Consider the following 25699-nt stretch of genomic DNA (forward strand, 5'->3'; position numbering starts at 1 on the left):
AGTGCCCATCAAGAATCGCCTCTCCGAGATGCAGCCCGAGATCGCCGAATGGCGGCAGGACTTTCATATGCATCCGGAAATCCTGTTTGACACCCATCGCACCGCTGGCGTCGTGGCCGAGAAGCTACGGGAATTTGGTTGCGACGAGGTTACCGAGGGGATCGGGCGGACCGGCGTGGTGGCGGTGATCAAGGGCAAGCAGCAGGGATCGGGCAAGGTCATCGGGCTGCGCGCCGACATGGACGCGCTGCCGATCCACGAGCAGACCGGGCTGGAGTATGCCTCCAAGACCGATGGCGCGATGCATGCCTGCGGCCATGATGGCCACACGGCGATGCTGCTGGGTGCCGCGAAATACCTCGCCGAGACCCGCAATTTTGACGGCACGGTGGTGGTGATTTTCCAGCCCGCCGAAGAGGGCGGCGGCGGCGGCCGGGAGATGTGCGAAGACGGGATGATGGAGCGCTGGGGCATTCAGGAAGTCTACGGGATGCACAACTGGCCGGGCGTTCCGACCGGGCAATTCGCCATCCGCCCCGGGCCGTTCTTTGCGGCGACCGACCAGTTTGTCATTGATATCGAAGGAAAAGGCGGCCACGCGGCCAAGCCGCAGGAGACGGTGGACAGCACCATCGTGGCCTCGCACACGGTACTGGCGCTGCAAACCATCGTGAGCCGCAACTCGGATCCGACTAAGGAGGCTGTGGTTTCGGTCACCAGCTTCGAGACGTCGAGCAAGGCGTTCAACGTGATCCCCCAACGGGTGCAGTTGAAAGGCACGGTGCGGACGCTTTCGCCGGAGACGCGGGAGCTGGTTGAAAAGCGGCTGCCCGCCATTGCCGAGAAGACCGCCGAGGTCTTCGGCGCGGTGGCCAAGGTGAACTACATGAAGGGCTACCCGGTGATGGTGAATTCCGAGGAGCAAACCGAGTTTGCCGCCGAGGTGGCCAGGGCGGTATCGGGGGAGTGTGCGGAGGCGCCGCTGGTGATGGGGGGCGAGGATTTTGCCTTCATGCTGGAGGAGCGTCCGGGGGCTTATATCCTTGTTGGGAATGGCGACACCGCGGCGGTGCATCACCCGGAGTACAACTTCAATGATGAAGCGATTCCAGCGGGTTGCAGCTGGTGGGCGGAGATCGTTGAAAAGCGGATGCCGGCGGCCTGAGGCCGGGTTAACACGGCGCGCGCGGGGCGGTTAACCATGGCCGCCCAGCGATGCACATTCGATGCACAACTGATGCACATTCCATGCGCATGTCAGATGACATAGTGGCGTTAACTTAACGGGCCGTGCGGTGACGCGATCGTGAGAGCGCGGTCCGCTGGGCTTGGAACTGGCGGCGGGCTGAGGTGGGAGATCCTAGGGTCAGGCCCGAGGATCACGTGGTGCAAGCGCGCGCGGGCTCTGCCGCGCTTAGCCGTAAACGGCGGCGCGGGCGATCTGGCTGGCGTCTTCGGGGAAGATGCCGAGGTCGAGGGCCACGTCGCGCGGAAGGGCGGCGATCTCGTTGCGGGTGCGGGTGTAGGCGCGGTGCTTTTCGTAAGCGGCGCGGAGGGTGGTCAAGACGGTCATCGGAGCTGTCCTTTCGTTTGCTTCTGTCTTCCTCTTGTGCGCCAGAAATAGTCATGCTGCGGCGCGGCACAACTGACCGTTTGCGCTAACGGGATTGCGCTGGATGCATGGCTCCTGGCGAAAAGCCATGCGTCAGGCGGGACAGGGGCAAAAGCAAAGGGCCGCCCGGTTGCCCGGACGGCCCCTGTAGCGCGGCGTGGCGGTGGCTCAGATGAGCTTGCCCATCGCCACGGCGGTATCGGACATGCGGTTGGAGAAGCCCCACTCGTTGTCGTACCAGCTCAGGATGCGGCACATGGTGCCCTCCATGACCTTGGTCTGATCCAGCGCGAAGGTGGAGCTGTGCGGATCGTGGTTGAAGTCGATCGAGACGTTGGGTTGGTCGGTCACGCCGAGGATGCCCTTGAGCGGGCCAGCGGCGGCGGCCTGCATGGCCTCGTTGATCTCTTCGACCGTGGTGTCGCGCGCGGCCTCGAAGGTGAGGTCCACCACCGAGACGTTGGGGGTGGGCACGCGGATGGCGACGCCGTCGAGCTTGCCGTTCAGCTCGGGCAGCACGAGGCCCACGGCCTTGGCGGCCCCGGTGGAGGTGGGGATCATCGACATGGCCGCGGCGCGGGCGCGGTAGAGATCCTTGTGCATGGTGTCCAGCGTGGGCTGGTCGCCGGTGTAGCTGTGGATCGTGGTCATGAAGCCCTTGGCAATGCCGATGCTGTCGTTCAGCACCTTGGCCACCGGCGCGAGGCAGTTGGTGGTGCAGGAGGCGTTGGAGACGACGATGTGATCCTTGGTCAGGGTGTCGTGGTTGACGCCGTAGACCACGGTATTGTCGGCGTTCTTGCCGGGGGCCGAGATCAGCACGCGAGAGGAGCCGTTCTCGAGATGTGCTTGGCAGGCCTCCTTGGAGGTGAAGATGCCGGTGCATTCCATCACCACGTCGACATCGGCCCAGGGCAGCTCGGCGGGGTTGCGGATGGCGGTGACCTCGATCGGGCCGCGGCCCACGTCGATGGTGTTGCCGGCCACCTTGACCTCGCCAGGGAACTTGCCGTGGACAGAGTCGAAGCGGATGAGGTGTGCGTTGGTCTCGACCGGGCCGAGATCGTTGATGGCGATCACCTCGATATCGGTGCGCCCGCTCTCGATGATGGCGCGGAGCACGTTGCGGCCAATGCGGCCGAACCCGTTGATTGCAACCTTGACGGCCATGAAAACCTCCTGTGCTGGTGTTAACGCTAACATTGCGATTGCGCGCCACATGTCAAGGCGGCGCAGGGCAGGGATGGCTGAGAACAGCATACACAGGATGGGCAAAAGCGCGAGGCTCGGCTCGGCGGGTCGATCACGGGGCCGTGAACAGCCGCCGAAAGTTTTTTGGAACGATCCGGGCCGTCGCGCAGTTGTGGAGGCAATGACGGTGCAGCGGCCGGCCAATGGTGGCCCCGCGAGGCACCGGCCCCGGAAAAAACACCGGGGCGCCAAAGAGATAAGGAGTTCGTTCGATATGAAACGCCTGATGATGACTGTCGCTGCTGTTGCCATGACTGCCGGTACCGCCTTTGCGATGACCCCGGAGCAACTGCGTGATTCCGTTGACGCCTCGCTGACCGAATACGCCCCGGAAGTTGAAGCCGAAACCCTGACCGACGACCAAGTGCGTCAGGTGTATGTGGTGGTGAACGACTCCGGCAAATCCCCCGCCGAGAAGTCGGGCGCGATCGGTGAGATCATCGAAGGCACCAACGCCGAGTACTACGCTGACCTCGCCGATGGTGACATCGATCTGGAGCTCGACGTGAACAACATGCGTGAGATCCTGCAAGCCAAGCTCGACATCGGTGGTTACGACCACGACGTGTCGGAGCTGAGCGATGAGGAAGTTGCCTCGCTGGCGCAAGCCTTCAACAACGGCAACACCCCTGCTGAGATCGACGCTGCCGTGGCCAGCTACTTCGATAGCTGACACCAGCGGTCGCAGAACGCGACTTTGGGGCCGTCCTTCGGGGCGGCCCTTTTCTTTTGCGCGGATGTGTTTGCGGGGCGGTCAGCGCCAGAAGGCGAGCCACTCAGTGAGGGCGGAAAACTTCTTCAGCATGAAGAGGGTGGCGGCGCTCTCATTCAGCACGCCGTCGGCCACGAGGGCGGCGACGGCGAGGAGGAAGAGGATGAGGGCGAGCCGGTTGGTCATGCCGCCTTCATAGCGGGCAACTGGGGCGGCAGGAAGGCGGGGCGCGCCTTAGTTCAGGCGGCCCATGTGCCCGGCGACATCGGCCATGCGGGCGGAGAAACCCCACTCGTTATCGTACCAGGCCAGCACGCGCACGGTGCGCCCGACGACCTTGGTCTGATCGGGGGCGAAGATGGAGCTTTGCGGCGTGTGGTTGAAATCGATCGAGACCTTGGGGGCCGGGTCGTAGGCCATCACCATGCCCATGTGCCCGGCGCAGGCCTCGGCCACCACCTCATTCACGTTCTCAACGGTCACGTCGCGGCCAGCCTCGAAGGTAAGGTCCACCGCCGACACGTTGGGCGTGGGCACGCGCATGGCGGTGCCGTCGAGCTTGCCGGAGAGTTCGGGCAGCACCTCGCCGAGCGCCTTGGCAGCGCCGGTGCTGGTGGGGATCATCGCCATGGCGGCGGCGCGGGCGCGGTAGAGATCCTTGTGGCGACGGTCCAGCGTGGGCTGGTCGCCGGTGTAGCTGTGGATCGTCGTCATGATGCCGCGCTCGATGCCGATGGTGTCGTTCAGCACTTTGGCCAGCGGGGCGAGGCAGTTGGTTGTGCAGGAGCCGTTGGAGACCATCCGCTCTTCGGCCCGCAGGCTGCGGTGGTTGACGCCGTAGACCACGGTGCGGTCGACGTTGGAGGCGGGGGCGGAGATGAGCACCTTGCCGGCGCCGCGCTCGAGGTGGATGGCGGATTTGATGCCATCGTTGAACTTGCCGGTACATTCCAGAACCACGTCGCAGCCGCCCCAGTCGAGGGTCTCGGGCTCGTAGCTTGACATCACGTCGATCGGGCCGCGGCCGAGGTCGAGCGCATCGCCCTTGACCTGCACCTCACCGGGGAAGCGCCCGTGCACGCTGTCGTAGCGGAGCAGGTGGGCGTGGGTCTCGATATCGCCGGGGGCGTTGATCTTGACGACCTGAACATCGTTGCGCGCGCTCTCGGCGATATGCGCCAGGGTGCAGCGCCCGATGCGGCCAAATCCGTTGATCCCGATGGTGATGGTCATCTTCCCGCTCCTTGGATTGCCCTTGGAGAGCCGGGTAGCATACCGATGCATACTCGGGAAAGTGCAGCAAATCAGCGTGTTAGCGTAAACATCCGCTGTTAGCGATAGCAGTTTGCGCAAACGTGGCCCGGCATGGCTGCGCGCTTGCCTCTGCGGGCCGAATCCCTAGGTTGGAGGGGCGAACAAAGGGAACGGTCATGAGCGGACTTCTGGCACTTCTGGACGACGTGGCGGCGATTGCAAAGCTGGCGGCGGCCTCGGTGGATGACATCGCCAGCCAGGCGGCGAAGGCGAGCGCCAAGGCGGCGGGCGCTGTGATCGACGATGCGGCGGTGACGCCGAAATATGTGCAGGGGTTCGAACCCAAGCGGGAGTTGCCGATTGTCTGGCGGATCGCGCGGGGCTCGATCTTCAACAAGCTGGTGATCCTGCTGCCCGCCGCGCTGCTGCTCTCGGCCTTTGCGCCTTGGCTCATTTATCCGCTTTTGATGCTGGGCGGGGCTTACTTGTGTTTCGAGGGGGCGGAGAAGATATGGCATCTGATCCACCCCAGTTCGCATCACGTCGATATTCATATCGAGGGGGACAAGGCGCACCTTGAGGAGCAGAAGATTCAGGGCGCGATCAAGACGGATTTCATCCTCTCCGCCGAGATCATGACGATCATCCTCTCAAACCTCGACGCGGAGGCGAGCATCTGGTTTCAGGGCGCGGCGCTGGCGCTGGCGGGGGTGATGATCACTGCCGCCGTCTATGGCAGCGTGGCGATCATCGTGAAGGCCGATGACGTGGGGCTGCACATGGCCGAGCGCGGCCGTCTGGGGCTGACCCGGGCGCTGGGGCGCGGGATCGTGATCGGGATGCCGTGGTTTCTGAAGTTTTTGATGATCGTGGGCACGGCGGCGATGCTTTGGGTCGGCGGCCAGATCATCATCCATTCGCTGGGGGTGATGGGCTGGCATGACCCTGAGCACTGGGTGCATGACGCGGCTGTGGCGGCGGCGGCGAAGGTGCCGGAGAACTGGCACGCCGTTGTGGAATGGATCGCCGGGGCCGGGCTGGCCGGCGTGCTGGGGCTGCTGCTCGGCTTTGTGCTGATCCCGTTGGTGCAATTCGTCATCGCGCCGGTGTGGAAGGCGGTGCGCGGGTGATCTGGCAATCGGTTGCTCTGTTGGTCGCGCGGCTCCTGATCGCAGGGCTGTTCATTGGCGGCGCGGTGCAGAAGACCCAGCCGCAGGCGGTGATGGACCTGCTGGCGGGCAAGGGGATGCCGACGTGGCTGGTTTGGCCGGCGCTGGCCTTCAACGCAGGCGCGGCGGTGTGCCTCGTGCTGGGGGTCTGGGTGACGCCGGTGGCGCTGGCACTGGCGGCCTATTGCGCCTTTACCAGCATGTTCCACTACATCCCGAGCGACCCGTGGCAGATGACCATCTTCGTGAAGAACTGGGCGATTGCGGGCGGATGCCTTGCGCTGGCGGTGGCCGGTCCGGGGCGGTTTGCGCTTGGGGGGTAGGTTGGATGCGCCATGAATTGGCAGCCTACGCGGGTGTAGGGTGCGCACTCATGGCGCACCCCCATAAGATCAGAGCAGGCTCTTCACCTTCTCGGCCACGGCCTTGGCGGTGATGCCGAACTTCTCGTAAAGCTCCTCGGCCGGGGCGGAGGCGCCGAAGCTGTCCATCCCGACGAAACCGGCCTTGGCCTCGCGGCCGCGCTCGCCGAGCAGCCACTGGTCCCAGCCCTGACGGACGGCGGCCTCGACGGCCACGCGGACCGGGCCGCCGGGAAGCACGCGCTTGCGGTACTTCTCGTCCTGCTGTGCAAAAAGCTCCATCGAGGGCATGGAGACGACGCGGGTGCCGATACCTTCGGCCTCCAGCAGCGCCTTGGCCTCCATCGCGATGCTCACCTCGGAGCCGGTGGCGAGGAGGATGGCCTGCCGCTTGCCCTCGGCGTCGGCCAGAACGTAAGCACCCTGTTCGGTCAGGTTCTTGCCCTTGTGCTCTTTGCGCACGGTGGGCAGGCCCTGACGGGAGAGGGCGAGGATGGAGGGCTTGCTGGTCTGGCTCAGGGCGATCTCCCAGGCCTCGGCGGTCTCGACCGCGTCGGCGGGGCGGAACACCAGCGTGTTGGGGGTGGCCCGCAGCAGGGCGAGATGCTCGACCGGCTGGTGGGTGGGGCCATCCTCGCCCAGACCGATGGAGTCGTGGGTCATCACGTAGACCGGGGCGACCTTCATCAGCGCGGAGAGGCGCATGGCCGGGCGGGCATAGTCGGTGAAGCACATGAAGGTGCCGCTGTAAGGCTTTGAACCGCCGTGCAAAGCCATGCCGTTCATCGCGGCGGCCATGCCGTGCTCGCGGATGCCGTAGTGGATGAAGCGCCCCTTGCGGTCTTCGGCCGAGAACACGCCGAGATCGGCGGTCTTGGTATTGTTGGAGCCGGTGAGGTCGGCGGAGCCGCCGATGGTCTCGCCCATCACCGGGTTGATCACCTCAAGCGCCATCTCGGAGGCCTTGCGGGTGGCCACCTTGGGCTGCTCGTCGGAGATCTGCTTTTTCAGGGCGCGGATCACGGCGGCGAGTTTCTTGGGCGCTTCGCCGCTTTGCTGGCGGTCCCATTCGGCGCGTTTGCGCTCGGAGAGGGCACCGAGACGCACCTCCCAATCCTTGCGGTCCTGTTCGCCGCGCGACCCGATCTCTTCCCAGGCCGATTTGAGGTCGGCGGGGATGGTGAAGGCGGGGGAGGTCCAGCCGTAGGCCTTTTTGGCGGCTTCCAGTTGGTCGGCGTCGGTGAGCGCGCCGTGGCCCTTGGAGGTGTCTTGCGCGGCGTGGCCGAGGGCGATGTGGGTCTTGCAGGCGATCATGGTCGGGCGGTCGGACTTTTTGGCCTCGGTGAGGGCCGCGTCGATCGCCTCGGGGTCATGGCCGTCACATTGCAGCACGTTCCAGCCGGAGGCCTTGAACCGCTCGACCTGATCGGTGCTGTCGGAGAGCGAAACCTTGCCGTCGATGGTGATGTCGTTGTTGTCCCACATCACGATGAGGCGGGAGAGTTTGAGGTGGCCGGCGAGTGCGATGGCCTCCTGGCTCACGCCCTCCATCAGGCAGCCGTCGCCGGCGATGCAGTAGGTGTAGTGATCGACCACCTTCTTGCCCCAGTGGGCGCGCTGGCTCTCCTCGGCGATGGCGAAGCCGACGGCATTGGAAATGCCCTGACCGAGCGGGCCGGTTGTGGTTTCGATCCCGTCCGCGAGGAAGTTCTCGGGGTGGCCTGCGGTGCGGGCGCCGAGTTGGCGGAAATTCTTGACTTCTTCGAGGGTTATCTGCGCATCGCCGGTGAGGTAGAGCAGCGAGTAGACCAGCATCGAGCCGTGGCCTGCGGAGAGGATGAAGCGGTCACGGTCCGGCCAGTTTGGCGCGGCGGCATCGAACTTCAGGTGCTTCTCGAAGAGGACGGTGGCGACATCGGCCATGCCCATCGGCGCGCCGGAGTGGCCGGAGTTGGCGGCGGCGACCGCATCGAGCGTGAGCGTGCGGATGCAGGCGGCTTTCATCCAATGTTCGGGATGGGCGTTGCGAAGCGCGTCGATGTCCACGGAAAAGGTCCCCTCGGTGCAAGAATGTTGCGTCGTGATAGCAGGCTCGGGGGGGAGTTCAAGGCAGCATGAAGGCCGCGTGGTAAGTGCTTGGAACAAAAGGGGCGCATGTTTTGCGGCCCTCGGTTACACTTGAGGCAGCCGGGACTGCGCGTCGATTCGGGCGCGGGGCAGCGGCGCAGGACAGGTGCAAGAGAAAAGAGCGGTGGCTCACACCGCAGGGGACAGCAGAATGAGTGACATCTCGGCATTGGAGCGGCGGTTGACCGCCGCGATGGACAGGATCGGCGCAGCCGTGGCCAGCTACGAGGCGGGGCAGGCGGGGCCGAGCGAAGAGGAGCTCGCCGCGCAGCGCGGGCTCGAGGCGCAGGTGCTTCAGCTGAAACAGGCGCTGGAGGCGGAGCAGACCGCCAATACCCAGCTGCGTGAGCGGATTGACGCCATGAAGGCGCTGAAGGAGCGCCAGCAGGAGCGGATCGCCGAGTTGGAAGAGGCCGAGGCGGCGCTGCGGGCCAAGCAGGCCGAGGACCGCGAGGAACTGGATGCGGTGATCGCCGCGCTGGAGCCGCTGGTGGGGGAGGCTGCACATGGCTGAGGTTCAGATTTCGATTGGCGGGCGGAGCTTTACGGTCGCCTGTCAGGAGGGCGAGGAGCATTACCTGACCGGCGCGGCGGAGATGCTGGACCGGGAGGCAAGCGCACTGGTGAGCCAGATCGGGCGGCTGCCCGAGGCGCGGATGCTGCTGATGGCCGGGCTGATGCTCGCCGACCGCACGGCGGCCTTCGAGGAGAAGGCTGCGGCGGCGGAAGAGAAGCTGGCGGCGCAGGAAAAGCTCATCGAGGAGATGAAGGCCGTGCCCGCGCCCGAGCCCGCCCGCGTGGAGGTGCCGGTGGTGCCCCGCGAGGTGGAAGACTTCATGGCCGAACTGGCCGCACGGGCCGAGAGCCTTGCGGCGCAGGCCGAGGAGAAGGCGGGCTAGGGGAAGGGTCGCTTAGCGCCCACTTTCCAACCTACCGATGTAGATCGGCGCCCGTGCACGGGATCAAGGCCGCAGGCCGCCGTGCAGCGCCGACCCGCCCCCCGGGGCGGCGCTTTGGTGAGAACAGCGGTTACCGTGGAGGGAGGGCCAAGGCGGCACCATAAAGTGCCCCGCACAGCTGTTGCGGGCGCCACCCCGCGGGTCGGCGCTGCACGGCTTGCACACGGGCCCGCACGCCCCGCTTCATAAATCTTAAACCAAATGCCGCAGGCTTCCGGACGGTTCGAGGAAACGTCTGGAGGCATCCATGCCCAGTGTCGACGAGATTGCCCGCGAGATCGTGGCCCGCGAGGGCGGCTATGTGAACGACCCCGATGATCCGGGGGGCGCGACGAAATTCGGGGTCACCATCGGCACGCTGCGCCGCCTCGGGGTGGACCTTGACGGAGATGGGCGCACCACCGTCCGCGATGTGAAACGCCTCAGCGCCGAGCAGGCGCGGGGCATCTTCATCGAGCATTACTTCAAGCGGCCGCGGATTGCCGAGCTGCCGGTGGCGCTGCACGCCAGCGTCTTCGACATGTATGTGAACGCGGGCAGCAACGCGGTGAAGATCCTGCAGCGGCTGCTGGCCCGGATGGGACAGGCCTGCGCGGTGGATGGCGCGATTGGTCCGCAGACCATTGCCGCCGCCCGCGCCGCCTTCGACGAAGCGCCGGACCATTTGGCGGATGCCTACGGGATCGCCCGGCGCAACTATTACTACGGCCTCGCCGATGCCCGCCCCTCCAGCCGCAAATACGCCCGCCGACGTGATGGCGGGAAGGGCGGCTGGATCACCCGCGCGGAAGAGTTCATCAGCCCGAAGTACCGCCTGACGGAGGCCGAGCATCGCGCGCGGGTGGCGAAATGGGGCTGATCACCGCCATGCTCACGGCCCTCTTTGGCGGCGGGCGCAACGGGATTGCCGAGACGGTGGAGGTGTTTCGCGAGAACGCCGAAAACGCCTCGGCCCGGGCCGCTGCCTACCAGGGCGCGGCGCTGGAGCAGTTCGGCCGCGAGTTCATGGTCGAGCGCAAGGGCTGGTTCGACCGGTTCATGGACGGGCTCAACCGCCTGCCGCGCCCGGTGCTGGCGCTGGGCACGATCTTTCTGATGCTCGCGGCGCTGGTGGACCCGATCTGGTTTGCCGCGCGGATGCAGGGGATCGCGTTGGTTCCCGAGCCGCTGTGGTGGCTGATGGGGGCGATCGTGAGCTTCTACTTCGGGGCCCGGCACCAGGTGAAGGGGCAGGAATTTCAGCGCTCGATCGCCGCCACGGTGGCGCTGGCGCCGCAGGTGCAGGCCAACATGGCGGCGCTGGCGGCGTTGCAGGCGGGGGCAGGCGAGCGGGGCGTTCTGGCGGAGGGCGCAGAGGGCGAGAACCCGGCGCTGGACGACTGGCGCGGGGGCCGGGCGGCATGATGCCCGATACCGTCTGGGTCAGCCTGCTCACCGAGCACGGGCCTTGGGTGCTGCTCGTCTTCTTCCTGCTCTTCAAGGACCACAAGAAGGACGAAACCACCCGCGCGGCCCTGCACCGCAACACCGAGATCATCATCGAGCTGACCACGCTGATCCGCGAGCGCCTGCCGGGCCGAGGCGCAGGCGGGGGCGACAAATGAGCTGGCTCCGGGCCGCGCTGCGGCGGCTGTTGCTGGGCCGCGAGATGGAGCGGGAGACCGACCGCAACCGCGCCGCCGCCGATGCGCTCGACGCGACGCTGAAGGAGATGCTGGGAAGATGACACGTGCCTTGGGGCTGACGGCCCTCATCCTGCTTGTGCTGGGCGTGCTGGCCCGGCCGCTCGGAATTGTCACCGCGCAGGACCTTGCGCGCGCGGCGCTGGTGGCGATGGCGGCCACGCTGGCGGGCACCTTTCTGTGGCTCTGGCGCGAGAAGGCGACGCCGCTGGCGCTGGCGATGACCTTCAGCTGGGCCGGCGCCTCGGCGCTGCTTGGCTGGCGGGTGGCGCAGGACATGCTGGGCCACCCGGCGTGGATGGTGGAAAGCCCGCTGCTGCTGGGGGTGCTCGGCGTCTACCTCACCGGAACGTTGCTGCACGTGGAGGCGATCCGCCGGGCCTTCGGGCTGGGGCAGGTGGCGCTGGTCTTCGTGCTGGGGGGCACGCTCGGCGCGGCGATGCTGGTGCTGGCGGTGCTGGGGTAGGAGGCGGGGCGCCGCCCGCCGTAACGGCAGGGCGCGTCAGCTCTTCCGGCGGCGGACCTGCTTGGGGCGGACGTGGTGCTCGATTTCGTCGTAGAGGCGGGCGACCACGTTCTTTTCGGTCGCGGCCTCGATGCCTTCGAAGCCGGGGGAGCTGTTGACCTCCAGCACCTTGGGGCCGTCTTCGGAGCGCAGCAGGTCCACCCCGGCCATGCCGAGGCCGAAGGCGCGGGCGGCGCGGGTGGCGGTTTCACGCTCGAGCCGGGAGATGCGGACCGATTTGGCAGTGCCGCCCCGGTGCAGATTGGAGCGGAAATCGCCCTCGGCGCCGGTGCGCTTCATCGAGGCGACCACCTTGCCGCCGATGACCATGCAGCGGATATCTTCGCCGGCGGCCTCCTTGACGAAGTCCTGCACGAGGAAGTTGGCGTTGAGGCCGCGGAAGGCGTCGATCACCGACTCGGCGGCCTTGCGGGTTTCGGCGAGCACCACGCCCTTGCCTTGCGTGCTCTCCAGCAGTTTCACGATCAGCGGCGCGCTGCCGGCGAGCGCGATCAGGTTGGCGGTGTCCTTGGGGGAGGCGGCGAAGGCGGTGTCGGGCATGGGCACCTTGGCGCGCGACATGATCTGATGCGCGTGCAGCTTGTCGCGCGAGGCGGTAATGCCGTGGGAGGGGTTCACCGAGAAGGTGCCGATGGTCTCGAACTGGCGGACGATGGCGGTGCCGTAGGTCGTGACCGAGGCGCCGATGCGCGGGATCACCGCATCGTAGCGGGGCAGGCGTTTGCCATCATAATGCACCTCGGGGGCGAGGGTGGAGATGGCCATGTAGCAGCGGGTGGTGTCGATCACCTCCACGGTGTGACCGCGCTTCTCACCCTCTTCGACCAGCCTGCGGGTGGAATAGTTGTTCTCGCGGCTGAGCACGGCGATGCGCAGCGCGCGGGGCGGCTGGGCGGCGCGGACGGCGGGGGAGTGATAGACCTCGTAGTCCAGCTCGGGCTGGCAGAAGCGGTCGTTGGCGTGGATGTTGATCTCTTCGTGCAGCGCCTGTCGGCCCAGCAGCATCCGCGAGGCCATGGTGGAGCGGTCGGTGAGGGTGACCTCGATAGGCCAGGCATGACCGGCGACCTCAAGCGGGGTTTCGATGACGTAGCGCAGCTCTTTCTCGCCGTTGGACGAGGTCACCTCGCGGCGGTCGGTGATGGCGGCGGAGCAGGGGATGAACAGGTCTTCGCGGCCCGGAATCGGGTGAACGGTGAAGCGCACCTTGGGCTTGGCGGCGGGGCCGAAGGTTTCGATATCGGAGGCGTGCAGCGCGGAAGTACGCGCGCCGGTATCGACCTTGGCCTTCAGCGCGGGCAGACCGAGAGCGGGCAGGGTGACCCATTCTTCCCAGCCGAATTGGAGGGGCGCGGTGGCGGGTGGGGTCATCGGGCTGTCCTTGGCTTTTGGCTGCATCTGTCGGATATGGGGCCCGAAGGAGACGGGCATATGACGACACCGGTGACATACGAAGTGAAGGCGCAGGACGGCAAGGCCCGATTGGGCGTGTTGACCACCCCGCGCGGCGAGATCCGCACGCCGGCCTTCATGCCAGTGGGCACGGCGGCGACGGTGAAGGCGATGATGCCGGAGAGCGTGGCGGCCACGGGGGCCGATATTTTGCTGGGCAACACCTATCACCTGATGCTGCGGCCGGGTGCGGAGCGGGTGGCGCGGCTGGGCGGCCTTCACAAGTTCATGAACTGGGAAAAGCCGATCCTGACCGACTCGGGGGGGTTTCAGGTGATGAGCCTTGCCGATCTGCGCAAGCTGACCGAGGACGGCGTGACCTTTCGCAGCCATGTGGATGGGTCGAAGCATTTTCTGAGCCCGGAGACCTCGATGGAGATCCAGCGGCTGCTCGGCTCCGATATCGTGATGTGTTTCGATGAGTGCCCGGCGCTGCCCGCAACGGAAGAGGCGGTGGCGGAGTCGATGCGGCTTAGCATGCGCTGGGCGGAGCGGTCTCGGGTGGCCTTTGGCGACCGGCCCGGCCATGCGCTCTTTGGCATCCAACAGGGCGGGGTGACCGAGGAGCTGCGGGGCGAGAGCGCCGAGGCGCTGAAGGCGATCGGCTTTGATGGCTACGCGATTGGCGGGCTTGCTGTGGGCGAGGGGCAGGAGGCGATGTTCGGCGTGCTCGACTATGCGCCCGGCATGCTGCCCGAGGACAAGCCGCGCTACCTGATGGGCGTTGGCAAGCCCGATGACATTGTGGGCGCGGTGAAGCGCGGGGTGGACATGATGGATTGCGTGCTGCCCTCGCGGAGCGGGCGGACCGGGCAGGCGTGGACCCGGCGCGGGCAGGTGAACCTGAAGAACGCCCGCCATGCGGATGACCCGAGGCCGCTGGATGAGGCCTGTGGGTGCCCGGCCTGCCGGGGGTACAGCCGGGCCTATCTGCATCATGTCTATCGTGCGGGCGAGATGATCGCCGGGATGCTGCTGACCTGGCACAACCTGCATTACTATCAGGAGTTGATGCAGGGGATGCGGGCGGCGATTGCCGAGGGGCGGTTTGCCGCGTTCGAAGCGGAATTTCATGCGCAGCGGGCGGTGGGGGATATTCCGCCGGTGTGACGTGCGGTGAGGTGCGGCCGTCCGTGGCGGAACGCCCGCCCGCCCACCCCGTTCCGCCACGCACGGCCTGCGCGGGATGTCTGAGGGGGGCTTCAAGCTCGGGACTCACCAAAGCAGGAAACCTGCTTGCGCGCCCTCCATCACCTGACCCCGGGATGGCCGGCGACCGTCTCCGCATCAACCGGAATAGCCGTATCCCCACATGCGTGGGGCCCCTCGGCGATTCCGGTTGACCCGGAGCCTGCCGCCGTCCCTTGGGGTGTCAGGCGACGGAGGGCTCCGAAGCAGGGCTACTGCGCGGTGACGGGGGCCTCGGCGATGGCGGTGTTGTCGCGGTCGAGCACGTATTTCACCACATAGGCGCCGGGGGTGTCGGGCAGCTTCAGCTTGGCCGGGCTGCCTTTGGCGGTGTAGGCGTAGCCGGTGTAATTGCCCCCCTCGGCGGGGAAGAGCGCGATGTAATCGCCCTTGTTGTCCGGCCCCTCCCAATCGACCAGCAGCTCGCCGCCCGCTGTGCCACCGCCTTGCGGGGTGACGCTTGCGCTGGCAGCAGTGACGGTGATCGGGCTGCGGGTGACGACCGTGTTGCCGCGGTCGAGCACATAGGCCACCTCGTAGTCGCCGGGCGTGGCGGGCATGGCAACCTGCGCCGGGCTGCCGTGGCGGGTGTAGGTGTAGCCGGTGTACTGGCTTTCGCCCGCGGGGAAGACGGCGATGTAGTCGTTCTTGAAGTCCGGACCCTGCCACTCCACCGGCACCGTGGCGCCTTGCTCGGCGGAGGCGGGCGCGGAGAGGGTGGCGGTGACGGCTGTGACCTCGACCTCGACCGAGGCGATCTCGGTATTGCCGACATCCTGCACATAGGCGATCCGGTATTTGCCGGGCGTGGCGGGAAGGGGCACCTGTGCGGGGCTGCCGTGGCGGGTGTAGGCATAGCCGGTGTATTGGCTCTCCCCTGCGGGGAAGACGGCGATGTAATCGTTCTGGTCGTCCGGGCCGGTCCACTCCACCGGGACGGTGCCGCCCATCGGCAGCTCGGGCGGAGGCGTGAGCGAGGCGGTGACAGCCGTGACCTCGACCTCGACCGAGGCGATCTCGGTGTTGCCGACATCCTGCACGTAGGCGATGCGATAGCGGCCCGGTTCGGCAGGCAGGCGCACGGCGGCGGGGCTGCCGTGACGGGTGTAGGTGTAGCCTGTGTAGCGGTCGCCGCCTGCGGGGAAGACGGCGATATAGTCGTTCTGGTCATCCGGGCCAGTCCAGCCGACCTGCACGGTGCCGCCTGCGGGCAGCTCGGCGGGGGGCGTGACCGAGGCGGTGACGGCGGTGACCTCGACATTCACCGAGGCCAGCTCGGTATTGCCCTGCCGCTGGACATAGGCGATGCGATAGCGGCCCGGCTCGGCGGGCAGACGCAGCGCGGCGGGGGAGCCGTGGCGGGTGTAGGTGTAGCCGGTGTATTTGGCCTCGCCCTCGGGGAAGATGGCGATGTAGTCGTTCTGATCGTCCGGCCCCTGCCAGCCGACCTGCACCGTGCCGCCTGCGGGCAGAACCTCGGGCGGGGTGACGGAGGCGGTGACGGCGGTGACCTCGACCTGCGCGGTGGCGAGCACCGTATTGTCTTGCCGCATCACGTAGCGGATCTCGTAGCTGCCCGGCTCGGCGGGCATTTGCAGATCGAGCGGCGCGCCGTGGCGGGTGTAGCTGTAGGCCTCGTAGCGGTTGCCGTTGTCGCCCGGCTTGGCGATGGCGATGAAATCGTTCTGATAATCCGGGCCGGTCCAGCCGACCTGCACCTTGCCGCCGGCAGGCAGCACGGCGGGCGGGGTGACGGTGGCCTCGACGGGCGTGACCTCGATGGGAAGCGTGGCCAGCACCTTGTTGCCCTTGGCCAGCACGTAGCGCAGCTCGTAACTGCCGGGGGTGGCGGGCATCTCCAGCTCGAGCGGGGAGCCTTCGCGGATGTAGGTGTAGTTGATCTGGTTGCCGTTGCCGGGCACGCCCACGGCGATGGTGTCGTTCTGGCCCTCGGGGCCAGTCCAGCGCACAGGGATGTGGCTGCCCGCAACGGCGCTTTCGGCGGCCTCAAGCGAGGCGGGCGGGGCATAGGGCGGCAGTTCGACGGTGACCGTTTTGCGGACCTTGCCGACGCCGACGATGGCCTCGGCGCTGGCCTCATCGGAGGGGCGCATCACGGTGACGCGGTACTCGCCCTTCTCCAGTTCGGCGGTGAAGCCATCGACGTTGAGCGGCCCTTCGACCAGCTCGTCACCGCGGTAGAGATCCCAGACCAGAGGGTCGGAGATGCGGGGGCCATGCTTGCCGTCAATCGCCTGAAAGCGGATCTGGACCAGCGGGTCCGGGAAGATGACCGTGACCGTCTGCTTGCCGGGCTTCACGGTGAAGCTGGCCTCGCGGGCCGTGTCGTCTGACGGGCGGGTGGCGGTGACCTGATAGGCGCCTTCTTCAAGGCTCACGGTGGGCGCGGCCTCGAGCGTGGTGGTGCCGACGGGCGTGCCCTCTTGGCTGATCTCCCAGGCCAGCGGCTCGGAAATGAAGGGGCCGCCCTCGCCAGCGGTGGCGCGGAAGCGGACCTCGTGGGTGACGGCCACAGGCTCCAGCGCGGGCTCTTCCTCGACATCGACCACGGCGACCATGGCATCGGCCAGCTCGGCGGCATTGGAGGCCTCGATGAACTGGCCGCCGGTTTCATCGGCGATGCACTGCATCTGGCGCAGGGCCTCGGCCTCGGACACGTCGAAGCCGACCACATGGGCGGTAAAATCCACACCCGCCTGCTCCAGCGCGGCGGCGGCGGCACAGGGATCGGGATCGCAAGTTTCGATGCCGTCGGAGACGAGGATGACGGTGGCCTTCTCCTCGGTGTATTTCAGCGCCTCGGCGGCCTGGCGGACGGCCTCTGTCATCGGCGTTTTGCCCTTGGGGCTGACCGCATTCACCGCGCTCTGAATTGCCGATTTGGTGCCGGTGCCGGGCTGAACCACGGTTTCGATATCGGCGCAGTCGCCCTTGCGGCGGTGGCCGTAGAGGGTGAGCCCCAGCTCCTGACTGTCGGGCAGGCCGCCCAGCACGGTGCCGACGACCTCTTGCGCGATGGTGATCTTGGCCTTGCCGTCGATCTGGCCCCACATCGAGCCGGACCCGTCCATCACCAGAATCGCCCGGGGGCGCTCCTGGGCCAGGGCGGCGGTTGCAAAGAGCGTGCAAAGGCAAAGGGTTAGCGCGCGAAGCATGGGAAAACCTCTTGGATCAAAAATGACTTACGCAAAGTAAAACACGGCAGCTGCGCGGCGGCAAATTGACCTTGGGCCGGGATGGGGCGACAAGCGGGCATGACGCGCGCACCCGACACGACGAACTGGCCGCTGGTGGCCCTGCTCTATGCGTTGGGGCTGCTGGCCGCCGGGCATTTTGCCAAGGCCGCGCTGACCCTTGGCGCGCTGGCGGAGCGCTACCCTGAGGCGGGCGGTGTGCTGCCCTTCGCAGTGTCGATGACCAGCGTGGCTGGCATTGTCTTTGGCGCGACGGCGGGGATCGTTGTGGCGCGGTTCGGCGCGCGGCGGGTGTTGCTGGCGGCGGTCGTCGCGGGCGTGGCGCTGGGCGCTGCGGAGGCGCTGCTGCCGGTCTTTGGGCTCTTCATGGCGTTGCGGCTGGCGGAGGGGTTTGCCCATCTCGCTATCGTGGTTGCCGCGCCGACGCTGATGGCGGCGAGTTGCACGGCGGGGCATCGCGGCGCCGTCATGGGGCTTTGGGGCACCTTCTTCGGGGTCGGCTTTGCGCTTTTCTCACTGGTGGAAAGTCTAGCGGGAACAGGGCTTTACTGGGTGCATGCGGCGCTGCTGGCAGTGGTCGGCGCGGCGATTGCGCCGATCCTGCCACGCGGCGTGGGCCGGGGCGGGGCGACGGCGGAGGGCTGGCTGGCGCGGCATGTGGCGATCTACACCAGCGCCCGCAGGTTCGCCCCGGCGCTGATGTTCTTCTGGCACGCGCTGATGTTCATGTCGCTCATCACCTTCCTGCCGGAGTTCTTGGGCGGCTGGACGGCGCCGTTGTTGCCGCTTGTCGCGCTGGTGGGCACCTTCTGGGCCGGGGCGGCGACCCGGTCCATCGCGCCGCAGAGGCTGGCAGTGGTGGCCTTTGCCGCGGGCGCGGCGCCCATGGTGCTGTTCCTGCTGCTGCCGGGGCTGCGACTGGCGATTGCACTGCCGATGCTGCTGGCCTTCGGCGCGGTACCGGGGGCGGCCTTTGCCTCGGCCCCGCTGCTCAACCCCGACCCGGCCGATACCGCGCGGGCCAACGGGGCGATTGCGCAGTTCGGCAACATCGGCACGGCGCTCACCATCCCGCTCTTCACTCTTGCGCTGGGCGAAGGCTTGGGCGGGATGGCGGCCTTGGTGGTGGTGCTCTCGCTCGCCGGGATGGCGGCGGTTTCGGTGATCTTCGCCCGCGTCAGCCGTTGGGCGGGAGCAGGGTGATGGTGGTTTTCGCGGCCCGGCGGCGGAGCGCGTAAACCTCTGCAAATTCAGGGTCTTCCGCCCATGCGCGGGCGGCCTCGGCGGAGGGGAAGCTGAGCAGCACCGAGGCAGGCGGGCCGCCGCCATTGTCTTCCAGCACCTCGCAATCGGGGCCTCCGGCGATCATCTCTCCGCCGTGTTTGGCCACCGGCTCGAAGCCGCGTGCGCGGTATTGCTGCATCAGTTCCGGGTCGGTCACCTCGAGCTGGACGGTCACGTAATGGGGCATGGTCTCTCCTTTCGTTTCGCGGAGATTGCTCCTTGGCATGGCCTTGCAAAATTGCTCAGATCGACAAAGGGCCTGTGCAATAATGCAAGGGGTGAAGTGCACCGAAACGTTGGAGACTGGCCGGATGCTGGAGTGGAATGACCTCAGGCTGGTGCTGGAACTGGCCCGCGCCGGGAGCCTCTCGGGCGCGGCGCGGGTGCTGGGGGTGAACCACGGCACCGTGTCGCGCCAGCTTGCGCGGCTGGAGGCGCACAGCGGCACGCGGTTTTTCGAGCGGCTGCCCGAGGGCGTGCGGCCCACCGCGGAGGGGGCCACCGTGGCCACGCGGGCCGAGGCGATGGAGGCCGAGGCGATTGCGCTCGACCTCGAACTGGCCGCCCGCACCGGCGAGGGCGGCGTGCTGCGGGTCACGATCCCGCCGCTGCTGGCCGATGCGCGCTTTGCCGAAGATATTGCCCTCTGGCAGGCCGAGCACCCCGCCGTTGAGCTGCATATCCTCGGGGACAACCGCATCCTCGATCTGCACCGGCGCGAGGCGGATGTGGCGATCCGGGTGAGCCACGCCCCTGCCGAGAGCCTGTGGGGCCGGAAGATTATCGACCAGCGTGCCGGGCTTTATGCCAACGAAGGGTTTCTGAACCGTTACCGCGCGGCGCTGGAGGGCACGGGCGCGCTGCCGGTAGTGGGCTTTACCGCGTGGGAGGCGCCGGTGGCCAAAAGCATCCGTGCGCGCTTTGCCAATGCCACGCTGGCGGCGCTGTGTGACGATATGGTTGCTGCCGAAAGCCTTGTGCGCCAAGGGATCGGGCTGACCCGGATGCCCTGTTTCATGGGCGGGCGCGGCTTGGTGCGGGTGCCCGGCACGCCGCTGGTGCCCTATATGCCGATCTGGGCGCTGACCCACCCCGACCTGCGCAACGCGCCGCTCGTGGCGGGCTTTCTGCGGTTCATTGCGGGGCGATTTTCAGGCCGTTCGGCGCATTACCTCGGCAGCGATTGACGCGCTGTCAGCATGTTTACGGTATGTTCTCATTTTTGTGTTGGCGTGGCGCGGGCGCTGCACTATCTCTTGGCCTTGTGAACCGCCGGGGGTGACATGGCCGAGTTGAAGCATATCGAGGTGCGCGGCGCGCGCGAGCATAACCTCAAGGGGATCGACGTGGATATTCCACGCGACGAACTTGTGGTGATCACCGGGCTTTCGGGCTCCGGCAAGTCGAGCCTTGCGTTTGATACGATCTACGCCGAGGGGCAGCGCCGCTATGTCGAGAGCCTGAGCGCCTATGCCCGGCAATTCCTTGATATGATGGAAAAACCTGATGTGGATCACATCAGCGGCCTGTCTCCGGCGATCTCCATCGAGCAGAAGACGACCTCCAAGAACCCCCGCTCGACCGTCGGCACGGTGACGGAGATTTACGACTACCTGCGCCTGCTTTTTGCCCGCGCCGGAACGCCCTATTCGCCCGCCACCGGCCTGCCGATCGAAGCGCAGCAGGTGCAGGACATGGTGGACCGGGTGATGACGATGGAGGAGGGCACGCGGGCCTACCTGCTGGCCCCGATCGTGCGCGACCGGAAAGGCGAATATCGCAAGGAATTTCTGGAACTTAGGAAGCAGGGCTTCCAGCGGGTGAAGGTGGATGGTGCCTTTCATGAGCTGGATGAGGCGCCCAAGCTCGACAAGAAATACCGCCACGATATCGACGTGGTCGTGGACCGGATCGTGGTGAAAGAGGGGATCGAGACCCGGCTGGCGGATTCGTTCCGCACGGCGCTCGACCTGGCGCAGGGGATCGCCATTCTGGAGACGGCGGTGGCCGCCGACGAGGAGCCGGAGCGGATTACATTCAGCGAGAATTTTGCCTGCCCTGTCAGTGGGTTCACCATCCCCGAGATCGAGCCGCGGCTGTTCTCGTTCAACGCGCCTTTCGGGGCTTGCCCAGAGTGCGACGGGCTCGGGGTGGAGCTCTTCTTTGACGAACGGCTCGTGGTGCCAGATCAGGCGCTGAAGATCGCCGATGGCGCGCTGGCACCGTGGCGGAAGGGCAAAAGCCCGTATTTTCTTCAGACAATTCAAGCGATTGCGAAGCATTACGAGTTCGACAAGAACGCGCGCTGGAAGGATCTGCCCGCCCATGTGCAGCAGGTCTTCCTCTACGGATCGGGCGAGGAGGAGATCAAGTTCCGCTATGACGAGGGCGGGCGGGTTTATGAAATTTCCCGGCCTTTCGAAGGGGTTATCCCCAATATGGAGCGGCGCTACCGGGAAACCGACAGCAACTGGATCCGCGAAGAGTTCGAGCGGTTTCAGAACAACCGGCCTTGCGGGGCCTGCAACGGTTACCGGCTGAGGGAAGAGGCGCTGGCGGTGAAGATCGCGGGCGACCACGTGGGGCAGGTTGTGCAGAAGTCGATCCGCGAGGCGCTGGCCTGGATCGACGCGGCGCCGGAGAGCCTGACCAAGCAGAAAAACGAGATCGCGCGGGCCATTCTGAAGGAAATCCGCGAGCGGCTCGGGTTCTTGAATAACGTGGGATTGGAATACCTTACGCTGTCACGTTCAAGCGGAACATTGAGTGGCGGCGAGAGCCAGCGGATCCGGTTGGCCAGCCAGATCGGCTCTGGCCTCACGGGCGTGCTCTATGTGCTCGACGAGCCTTCCATCGGGTTGCACCAGCGCGACAACGGTCGCCTGCTGGAAACGCTGAAAAACCTGCGGGACCAAGGCAACACCGTGATCGTGGTGGAGCACGACGAGGAGGCCATCCGCGAGGCGGATTACGTGTTCGACATCGGGCCGGGCGCGGGGGTGCATGGCGGCGAGGTGGTGGCCCACGGGACGCCTGCGGAGATTGCCGCGAATCCGAAGTCTGTTACCGGGGAGTATCTCAGCGGAAAGCGAGAAATTCCTGTGCCCACCGAACGGCGCAAGGGGAACAAGAAGAAGCTGACGGTGAAGAAGGCCAGCGGCAACAACCTGAAGGATGTGACCGTGGACTTCCCGCTGGGGAAATTCGTTTGCGTTTCGGGGGTTAGTGGCGGCGGCAAATCCACCCTGACGATTGAGACCCTGTTCAAGACCGCCTCGATGCGGCTCAACGGGGCGCGGCAGACGCCGGCGCCCTGCGAGACGATCAAGGGGCTGGAACTGCTGGACAAGGTGATCGACATCGACCAGCGGCCCATCGGGCGGACTCCGCGAAGCAATCCAGCGACTTACACCGGGGCGTTCACCCCGATCCGCGACTGGTTTGCCGGGCTGCCGGAGGCGAAGGCGCGGGGCTACAAGCCGGGGCGGTTCAGCTTCAACGTCAAGGGGGGGCGCTGTGAGGCCTGTCAGGGCGATGGTGTGATCAAGATCGAGATGCACTTTTTGCCCGATGTCTATGTCACCTGCGAGACCTGTCAGGGCGCGCGCTACAACCGGGAGACGCTGGAAATTCGGTTCAAAGGCAAGAGCATAGCGGATGTTCTTGATATGACCGTGGAGGATGCGCAGGAGTTCTTCAAGGCGGTGCCGAGCATTCGCGAGAAGATGGATGCGCTCTGCCGTGTGGGGCTTGGCTACATCAAGGTGGGCCAGCAGGCGACGACGCTTTCGGGCGGTGAGGCGCAGCGGGTGAAGCTCTCGAAGGAGCTCTCCAAGCGGTCAACCGGGCGAACGCTTTATATTCTCGATGAGCCGACCACCGGGCTGCATTTTGAAGATGTGCGCAAGCTGTTGGAAGTGCTGCATGAATTGGTGGATCAGGGCAACTCGGTGGTGGTGATCGAGCACAACCTCGATGTGATCAAGACCGCCGACCATATCATCGATATCGGCCCTGAGGGCGGCGATGGTGGGGGCACGGTGGTGGCCACGGGCACGCCGGAGCAGGTGGCCGAAGTGGAGGCCAGCCATACCGGGCGGTACCTTAAGGAGATGCTCGGAGCGCGCAAGGTGGCCGCAGAATAGGCGGGGCACATCCGATGCACAACTGATGCACATTCCATACATACGCGGTTTTCGCACATGAGGTGCGAAGGCCGGCGTTAATGTGCGTGTGCGCTGCGTCAGGGAATGGGTAGGCAGGCCTCCCGCCCATCCCAACGGTGATCAGAAGAAAGCGCGGTTGGTCTGGCCGGTCACATCCTCGAGCACTGTGCGAGTGTCATAGTCGGCCCGCACCACGCGGCCCTCGACCCGGAAGTAGACCCAGCCGTCCTGCGCCGGGGGCAGGCCGAAGTATTCGCTGTTCATCAGCATCATGTAGTCCCACGGTAGCGGCTCACCGATGGCGACCGGCAGGCGGCTGCCGCCTGGGGCGGCGTGGACGAAGCGGGCCGTGGTTTCGCACTTCGAGCCTTCGACCTGAATGCGGCAGGCGGATTTTGCGGCCTCGGCGGAGGTAAGCAATGCGGCGGCGGCGAGCAGGAAGCCGGAGGCAAGAGGGCGAGCGGATCGGGTCAGCGCGGCAGGGCCGGCGCCGGTATGGGGCAGCTGGGTCATCGGGGTGTCCGTTTTGAGCGTTGGTTACCTTGGTAACGCTCCGGTGAGCGGCAAGGTTCCGCCGAGCCGGGATTTTGGCGCGGGTGGGGCGGAACTCACCGGTGGTCGGAAAAGCCCGAGAGGGGCCGCCGATCAGCCGGTGCCGGTACGGATGTTGTTCTGGATGTAGGGCCAGAGATCGCCGCTGGTGGGCTCGCCGGCGACATACCAGTCTTCGACGATGGAGGCCTGCTGCTCGGCGTTGTAGGTCGAGAAGGACTGGCCGGGCGTGTAGTCGTAGGCCGCGTTGCGGGACTGGCCCTTGATCATGCCGGAGCACTGGTGGGTGATCGAGTTCAGCACGTAGGTGGTGGAGGACCAGCTGTTGTGGCCCTGCCAGACATGGCAGGTTTCATGCACCATCAGTTCTTTGGTGTCGGCATTTGCCATCATGTCGGGATAGGCGGCGCCGACGTTCATGATGTAGCCGAGATTGATGATGCCTGCGGCCTGACTGACAGAGCGCAGCGCGTTTGTGATGTCGGTGAAGCCGGAGCCGGTGGCGTTGCGCATGGAGGTGAACCAGCTCATGCCCGGGATTTGCAGAACCAGCGAGTCGAGCGCGGCCCCGAAGGCGCCGGGGATGGTGGCGGCGCTGATCAGCGAGGTCGGGATGGTGAAGGGTGCGCCGCCGCCGCCGAGGGCGTCGGTCAGGATGATGCGGTAACGGCTGGGCAGGGTGCTTCCGTACACCCGTTCGACGAGTTCACGTTCGGGCGTTGTCATCAGCCGCGCGGCACTGGGCATTTGCATGGGTTCGATCCTTGAGAAAAGCATTCTGGAAATACCGCTCAGTCTGCCAAAGCAGGGCTGACCGGGCAAGGATCGCGGGTGTGGCGGCGCGGGAATTCACGCCCTGTGAACGGCTCAGACCGGGTGTCGTGCCTCGGGGACGGCGCGGAGCCAGTAGCTGCGCACAAGAGCCGCGAGGGTGGCCAGCGCGCCGAGTGCCGCAAGCAGGGCGACATCGGTATGGGTGGCCCAGTCCTTGACCGCGATGGCGGCCAGCGCCCAGGCCAGCGCGAGCGCATAGGTGGCGTGGGGGCGGAGGGTGAGCAGCACGGTCAGGCCCACCACAAGCGCGCCGGTGATGCAGGCGATGGCCCATGCCGTCTCGCCCATCAGCAGGCCGTAGCCCGCACCGGTGATGCCGAGCGAGGCGAAGCTGGCGGCGGTGAGCCAGCCTGCGAAGAGGCCGATGGGGGCGCCCAGCAGCCAGCTGTCATGCTGCGGGGCGCGGGCGGCGGCGCCGAGAGCGAGGATCAGCATGGCAAAGATCAGCACGGTGGCCCAGATCGGCGAGAGCGTGGCTGTCCAGAGCCAGAAGGTGCCGAGGGCCAGCGCGCCGAAGAGCGGCCAGCGGGGCCTGTCCCATTTCGGGTCCACACCCCGGGCAACGAGGCCGAAGAGGGCGGAGAGGATGAGCCAGACGTAGATCAGCCCCCAGATCGAGAAGGCCCAGCCAGCGGGTTGCACGGGCGGGTCGATTTGCGGGACGGGGAAGAGCGCAGGGTCGTAGCCCGCGAAGCTCGTCACGAAGAAGGGCGAGGCGGCGAAGGTCACGGTCGTGATCAGCACGAGCAGGGATTTGATGCGTTCCATGACATATGAACGCGCGAGGGGCGCGACGGGTTTCACCGCCACGCCCCGCGAGATGCGCTTTTGCGGCGCGATCAGTTGGCGACAGCTCCGACGGCACGGATCAGGTCAAGCACCTCGGCGGTGTCTTCGTCGATCCGGACCAGCACGCCATCATACACGGCATAGCGCGAGCCACCGGGGGCAGGCTCAAGGCCATATTGCCACGGACGGACGATGACGTAATCGTCGCGGTCCAGCCGCGAGCCGACGTTGATCCGGTAGTGCCGGTCGTCATCTGCCCGGACCCGCTTTTTGGCTTGGCCGGGCGGCACGCAGGCGGGGCTTTTCTTGGCGAGGCCGGGCGGGCAGCCGCGCACGACCTGTTCGGTGCGGTGCTTCTGCTTGGCGTGGCCTTTGCCGTTTCCTTTACCCTGTGCAAGCACCGGGCTTCCGACCGCCAGGCAGATCGCCGTGGCGGCCGCTGTGATTTGGGTCAGAGGGGACATCTCGTTACCTTTCCAGCGTTACATCCCTTGCGGGTTCGCTCAAATAACCCGTGGCCTCGGGGGGAGTTTCATCACGGTGGTTTGAGGTGCGGGCTGTGGCC

The 25699-nt window shown here is 66.3% G+C and carries 27 protein-coding genes; 15 read left to right on the forward strand and 12 right to left on the reverse strand.

Features of this window, described 5'->3' with window-relative positions:
* The first annotated feature begins 1 nt into the window (after position 1).
* Positions 2 to 1165 (forward strand): M20 aminoacylase family protein, encoded by a 1164-nt coding sequence (locus tag KUV38_RS04350; protein WP_222468871.1) that lies wholly within the window; start codon positions 2 to 4, stop codon positions 1163 to 1165.
* A gap of 249 nt (positions 1166 to 1414) precedes the next feature.
* Here the strand turns inward: KUV38_RS04350 and KUV38_RS04355 are convergent, their stop codons facing one another.
* Complete coding sequence (locus tag KUV38_RS04355) at positions 1415 to 1573, reverse strand: hypothetical protein (protein ID WP_222468872.1); 159 nt, start codon at positions 1571 to 1573, stop codon at positions 1415 to 1417.
* 207 nt (positions 1574 to 1780) lie between these two features.
* Positions 1781 to 2782, reverse strand: coding sequence for a type I glyceraldehyde-3-phosphate dehydrogenase (gene gap / locus KUV38_RS04360; protein ID WP_222468873.1), 1002 nt, complete (start codon positions 2780 to 2782; stop codon positions 1781 to 1783).
* 295 nt (positions 2783 to 3077) lie between these two features.
* Here gap (KUV38_RS04360) and KUV38_RS04365 point away from each other — a divergent pair, with 295 nt between their 5' ends.
* Entirely contained in the window at positions 3078 to 3536 is a 459-nt protein-coding gene (locus KUV38_RS04365; RefSeq protein ID WP_222468874.1) for a hypothetical protein, read from the forward strand.
* An 81-nt stretch (positions 3537 to 3617) separates the two neighbouring features.
* On the opposite strand, the gene KUV38_RS04370 is transcribed toward KUV38_RS04365, so the two are convergent.
* Positions 3618 to 3761 (reverse strand): glyceraldehyde-3-phosphate dehydrogenase, encoded by a 144-nt coding sequence (locus KUV38_RS04370; protein ID WP_222468875.1) that lies wholly within the window; start codon positions 3759 to 3761, stop codon positions 3618 to 3620.
* Between the two features lie 48 nt (positions 3762 to 3809).
* Positions 3810 to 4808: a type I glyceraldehyde-3-phosphate dehydrogenase gene (gap, locus tag KUV38_RS04375; RefSeq protein WP_222468876.1), complete on the reverse strand. Its 999-nt coding sequence runs from the start codon at positions 4806 to 4808 to the stop codon at positions 3810 to 3812.
* Between the two features lie 197 nt (positions 4809 to 5005).
* Between gap (KUV38_RS04375) and KUV38_RS04380 the strand changes: the two genes are divergently transcribed.
* A complete protein-coding gene (locus KUV38_RS04380; protein WP_222468877.1) occupies positions 5006 to 5959 on the forward strand; it encodes a DUF808 domain-containing protein in 954 nt (317 codons plus the stop codon).
* A complete protein-coding gene (locus KUV38_RS04385; protein WP_315898500.1) occupies positions 5956 to 6321 on the forward strand; it encodes a DoxX family protein in 366 nt (121 codons plus the stop codon). Before KUV38_RS04380 ends, KUV38_RS04385 begins: the two co-directional genes overlap by 4 nt.
* Before the next feature lie 69 nt (positions 6322 to 6390).
* Here KUV38_RS04385 and tkt read toward each other — a convergent pair whose 3' ends face one another.
* Entirely contained in the window at positions 6391 to 8406 is a 2016-nt protein-coding gene (gene tkt, locus KUV38_RS04390) for a transketolase (protein WP_222468879.1), read from the reverse strand.
* Between the two features lie 232 nt (positions 8407 to 8638).
* On the opposite strand from tkt, the gene KUV38_RS04395 reads away from it, so the two are divergent.
* The 7 genes from KUV38_RS04395 to KUV38_RS04420 all read left to right on the forward strand — a co-directional run bounded on the left by KUV38_RS04395 (position 8639) and on the right by KUV38_RS04420 (position 11594).
* Entirely contained in the window at positions 8639 to 9001 is a 363-nt protein-coding gene (locus KUV38_RS04395; protein ID WP_222468880.1) for a hypothetical protein, read from the forward strand.
* On the forward strand, positions 8994 to 9386 hold the full coding sequence (locus tag KUV38_RS04400) for a cell division protein ZapA (protein ID WP_222468881.1): 393 nt from the start codon (positions 8994 to 8996) through the stop codon (positions 9384 to 9386). The genes KUV38_RS04395 and KUV38_RS04400 overlap by 8 nt, the downstream gene beginning before the upstream one ends.
* 307 nt (positions 9387 to 9693) lie before the next feature.
* Entirely contained in the window at positions 9694 to 10305 is a 612-nt protein-coding gene (locus tag KUV38_RS04405) for a holin-associated N-acetylmuramidase (protein WP_222468882.1), read from the forward strand.
* Positions 10296 to 10850, forward strand: a complete 555-nt coding sequence (locus tag KUV38_RS04410; RefSeq protein ID WP_222468883.1) for a holin family protein — start codon at positions 10296 to 10298, stop codon at positions 10848 to 10850. Before KUV38_RS04405 ends, KUV38_RS04410 begins: the two co-directional genes overlap by 10 nt.
* Complete coding sequence (locus KUV38_RS04415; RefSeq protein ID WP_261384592.1) at positions 10847 to 11050, forward strand: hypothetical protein; 204 nt, start codon at positions 10847 to 10849, stop codon at positions 11048 to 11050. The genes KUV38_RS04410 and KUV38_RS04415 overlap by 4 nt, the downstream gene beginning before the upstream one ends.
* Positions 11047 to 11172, forward strand: coding sequence for a hypothetical protein (locus tag KUV38_RS20855; protein WP_261384591.1), 126 nt, complete (start codon positions 11047 to 11049; stop codon positions 11170 to 11172). The genes KUV38_RS04415 and KUV38_RS20855 overlap by 4 nt, the downstream gene beginning before the upstream one ends.
* Positions 11169 to 11594, forward strand: coding sequence for a hypothetical protein (locus KUV38_RS04420; RefSeq protein ID WP_222468884.1), 426 nt, complete (start codon positions 11169 to 11171; stop codon positions 11592 to 11594). Before KUV38_RS20855 ends, KUV38_RS04420 begins: the two co-directional genes overlap by 4 nt.
* A gap of 36 nt (positions 11595 to 11630) precedes the next feature.
* Here the strand turns inward: KUV38_RS04420 and rimK are convergent, their stop codons facing one another.
* Positions 11631 to 13025 (reverse strand): 30S ribosomal protein S6--L-glutamate ligase, encoded by a 1395-nt coding sequence (gene rimK, locus KUV38_RS04425; protein ID WP_222468885.1) that lies wholly within the window; start codon positions 13023 to 13025, stop codon positions 11631 to 11633.
* A 60-nt stretch (positions 13026 to 13085) separates the two neighbouring features.
* Here rimK and tgt point away from each other — a divergent pair, with 60 nt between their 5' ends.
* On the forward strand, positions 13086 to 14216 hold the full coding sequence (gene tgt / locus KUV38_RS04430; protein ID WP_222468886.1) for a tRNA guanosine(34) transglycosylase Tgt: 1131 nt from the start codon (positions 13086 to 13088) through the stop codon (positions 14214 to 14216).
* A gap of 290 nt (positions 14217 to 14506) precedes the next feature.
* Here tgt and KUV38_RS04435 read toward each other — a convergent pair whose 3' ends face one another.
* Positions 14507 to 17470: a vWA domain-containing protein gene (locus KUV38_RS04435; RefSeq protein ID WP_222468887.1), complete on the reverse strand. Its 2964-nt coding sequence runs from the start codon at positions 17468 to 17470 to the stop codon at positions 14507 to 14509.
* Between the two features lie 99 nt (positions 17471 to 17569).
* Here KUV38_RS04435 and KUV38_RS04440 point away from each other — a divergent pair, with 99 nt between their 5' ends.
* Positions 17570 to 18712 carry an MFS transporter gene (locus tag KUV38_RS04440; RefSeq protein WP_222468888.1) on the forward strand — a complete coding sequence of 381 codons (1143 nt, stop codon included), beginning with the start codon at positions 17570 to 17572 and terminating at the stop codon, positions 18710 to 18712.
* On the opposite strand, the gene KUV38_RS04445 is transcribed toward KUV38_RS04440, so the two are convergent.
* Complete coding sequence (locus tag KUV38_RS04445; protein WP_222468889.1) at positions 18687 to 18980, reverse strand: DUF1330 domain-containing protein; 294 nt, start codon at positions 18978 to 18980, stop codon at positions 18687 to 18689. The two genes, KUV38_RS04440 and KUV38_RS04445, sit on opposite strands and share 26 nt — an antisense overlap.
* Before the next feature lie 82 nt (positions 18981 to 19062).
* Between KUV38_RS04445 and KUV38_RS04450 the strand changes: the two genes are divergently transcribed.
* Together KUV38_RS04450 and uvrA are read left to right on the forward strand one after the other, a co-directional pair.
* Complete coding sequence (locus tag KUV38_RS04450) at positions 19063 to 19980, forward strand: LysR family transcriptional regulator (RefSeq protein WP_222468890.1); 918 nt, start codon at positions 19063 to 19065, stop codon at positions 19978 to 19980.
* Positions 19981 to 20076: 96 nt separating this feature from the next.
* The gene (uvrA, locus tag KUV38_RS04455; RefSeq protein WP_222468891.1) at positions 20077 to 22938 is read left to right on the forward strand and encodes an excinuclease ABC subunit UvrA; all 2862 of its coding nucleotides are present in this window, start codon (positions 20077 to 20079) and stop codon (positions 22936 to 22938) included.
* A gap of 141 nt (positions 22939 to 23079) precedes the next feature.
* Here uvrA and KUV38_RS04460 read toward each other — a convergent pair whose 3' ends face one another.
* The 4 genes from KUV38_RS04460 to KUV38_RS04475 all read right to left on the reverse strand — a co-directional run bounded on the left by KUV38_RS04460 (position 23080) and on the right by KUV38_RS04475 (position 25598).
* Positions 23080 to 23472, reverse strand: a complete 393-nt coding sequence (locus tag KUV38_RS04460) for a hypothetical protein (protein WP_222468892.1) — start codon at positions 23470 to 23472, stop codon at positions 23080 to 23082.
* Positions 23473 to 23604: 132 nt separating this feature from the next.
* Positions 23605 to 24264, reverse strand: coding sequence for a hypothetical protein (locus tag KUV38_RS04465; protein ID WP_222468893.1), 660 nt, complete (start codon positions 24262 to 24264; stop codon positions 23605 to 23607).
* Between the two features lie 114 nt (positions 24265 to 24378).
* Positions 24379 to 25113 (reverse strand): hypothetical protein, encoded by a 735-nt coding sequence (locus KUV38_RS04470; RefSeq protein ID WP_222468894.1) that lies wholly within the window; start codon positions 25111 to 25113, stop codon positions 24379 to 24381.
* 71 nt (positions 25114 to 25184) lie between these two features.
* Positions 25185 to 25598, reverse strand: coding sequence for an RcnB family protein (locus KUV38_RS04475; protein WP_261385152.1), 414 nt, complete (start codon positions 25596 to 25598; stop codon positions 25185 to 25187).
* Positions 25599 to 25699 lie beyond the last annotated feature (101 nt).

It is taken from the genome of Vannielia litorea (assembly GCF_019801175.1).
Classification (GTDB): domain Bacteria; phylum Pseudomonadota; class Alphaproteobacteria; order Rhodobacterales; family Rhodobacteraceae; genus Vannielia; species Vannielia litorea_B.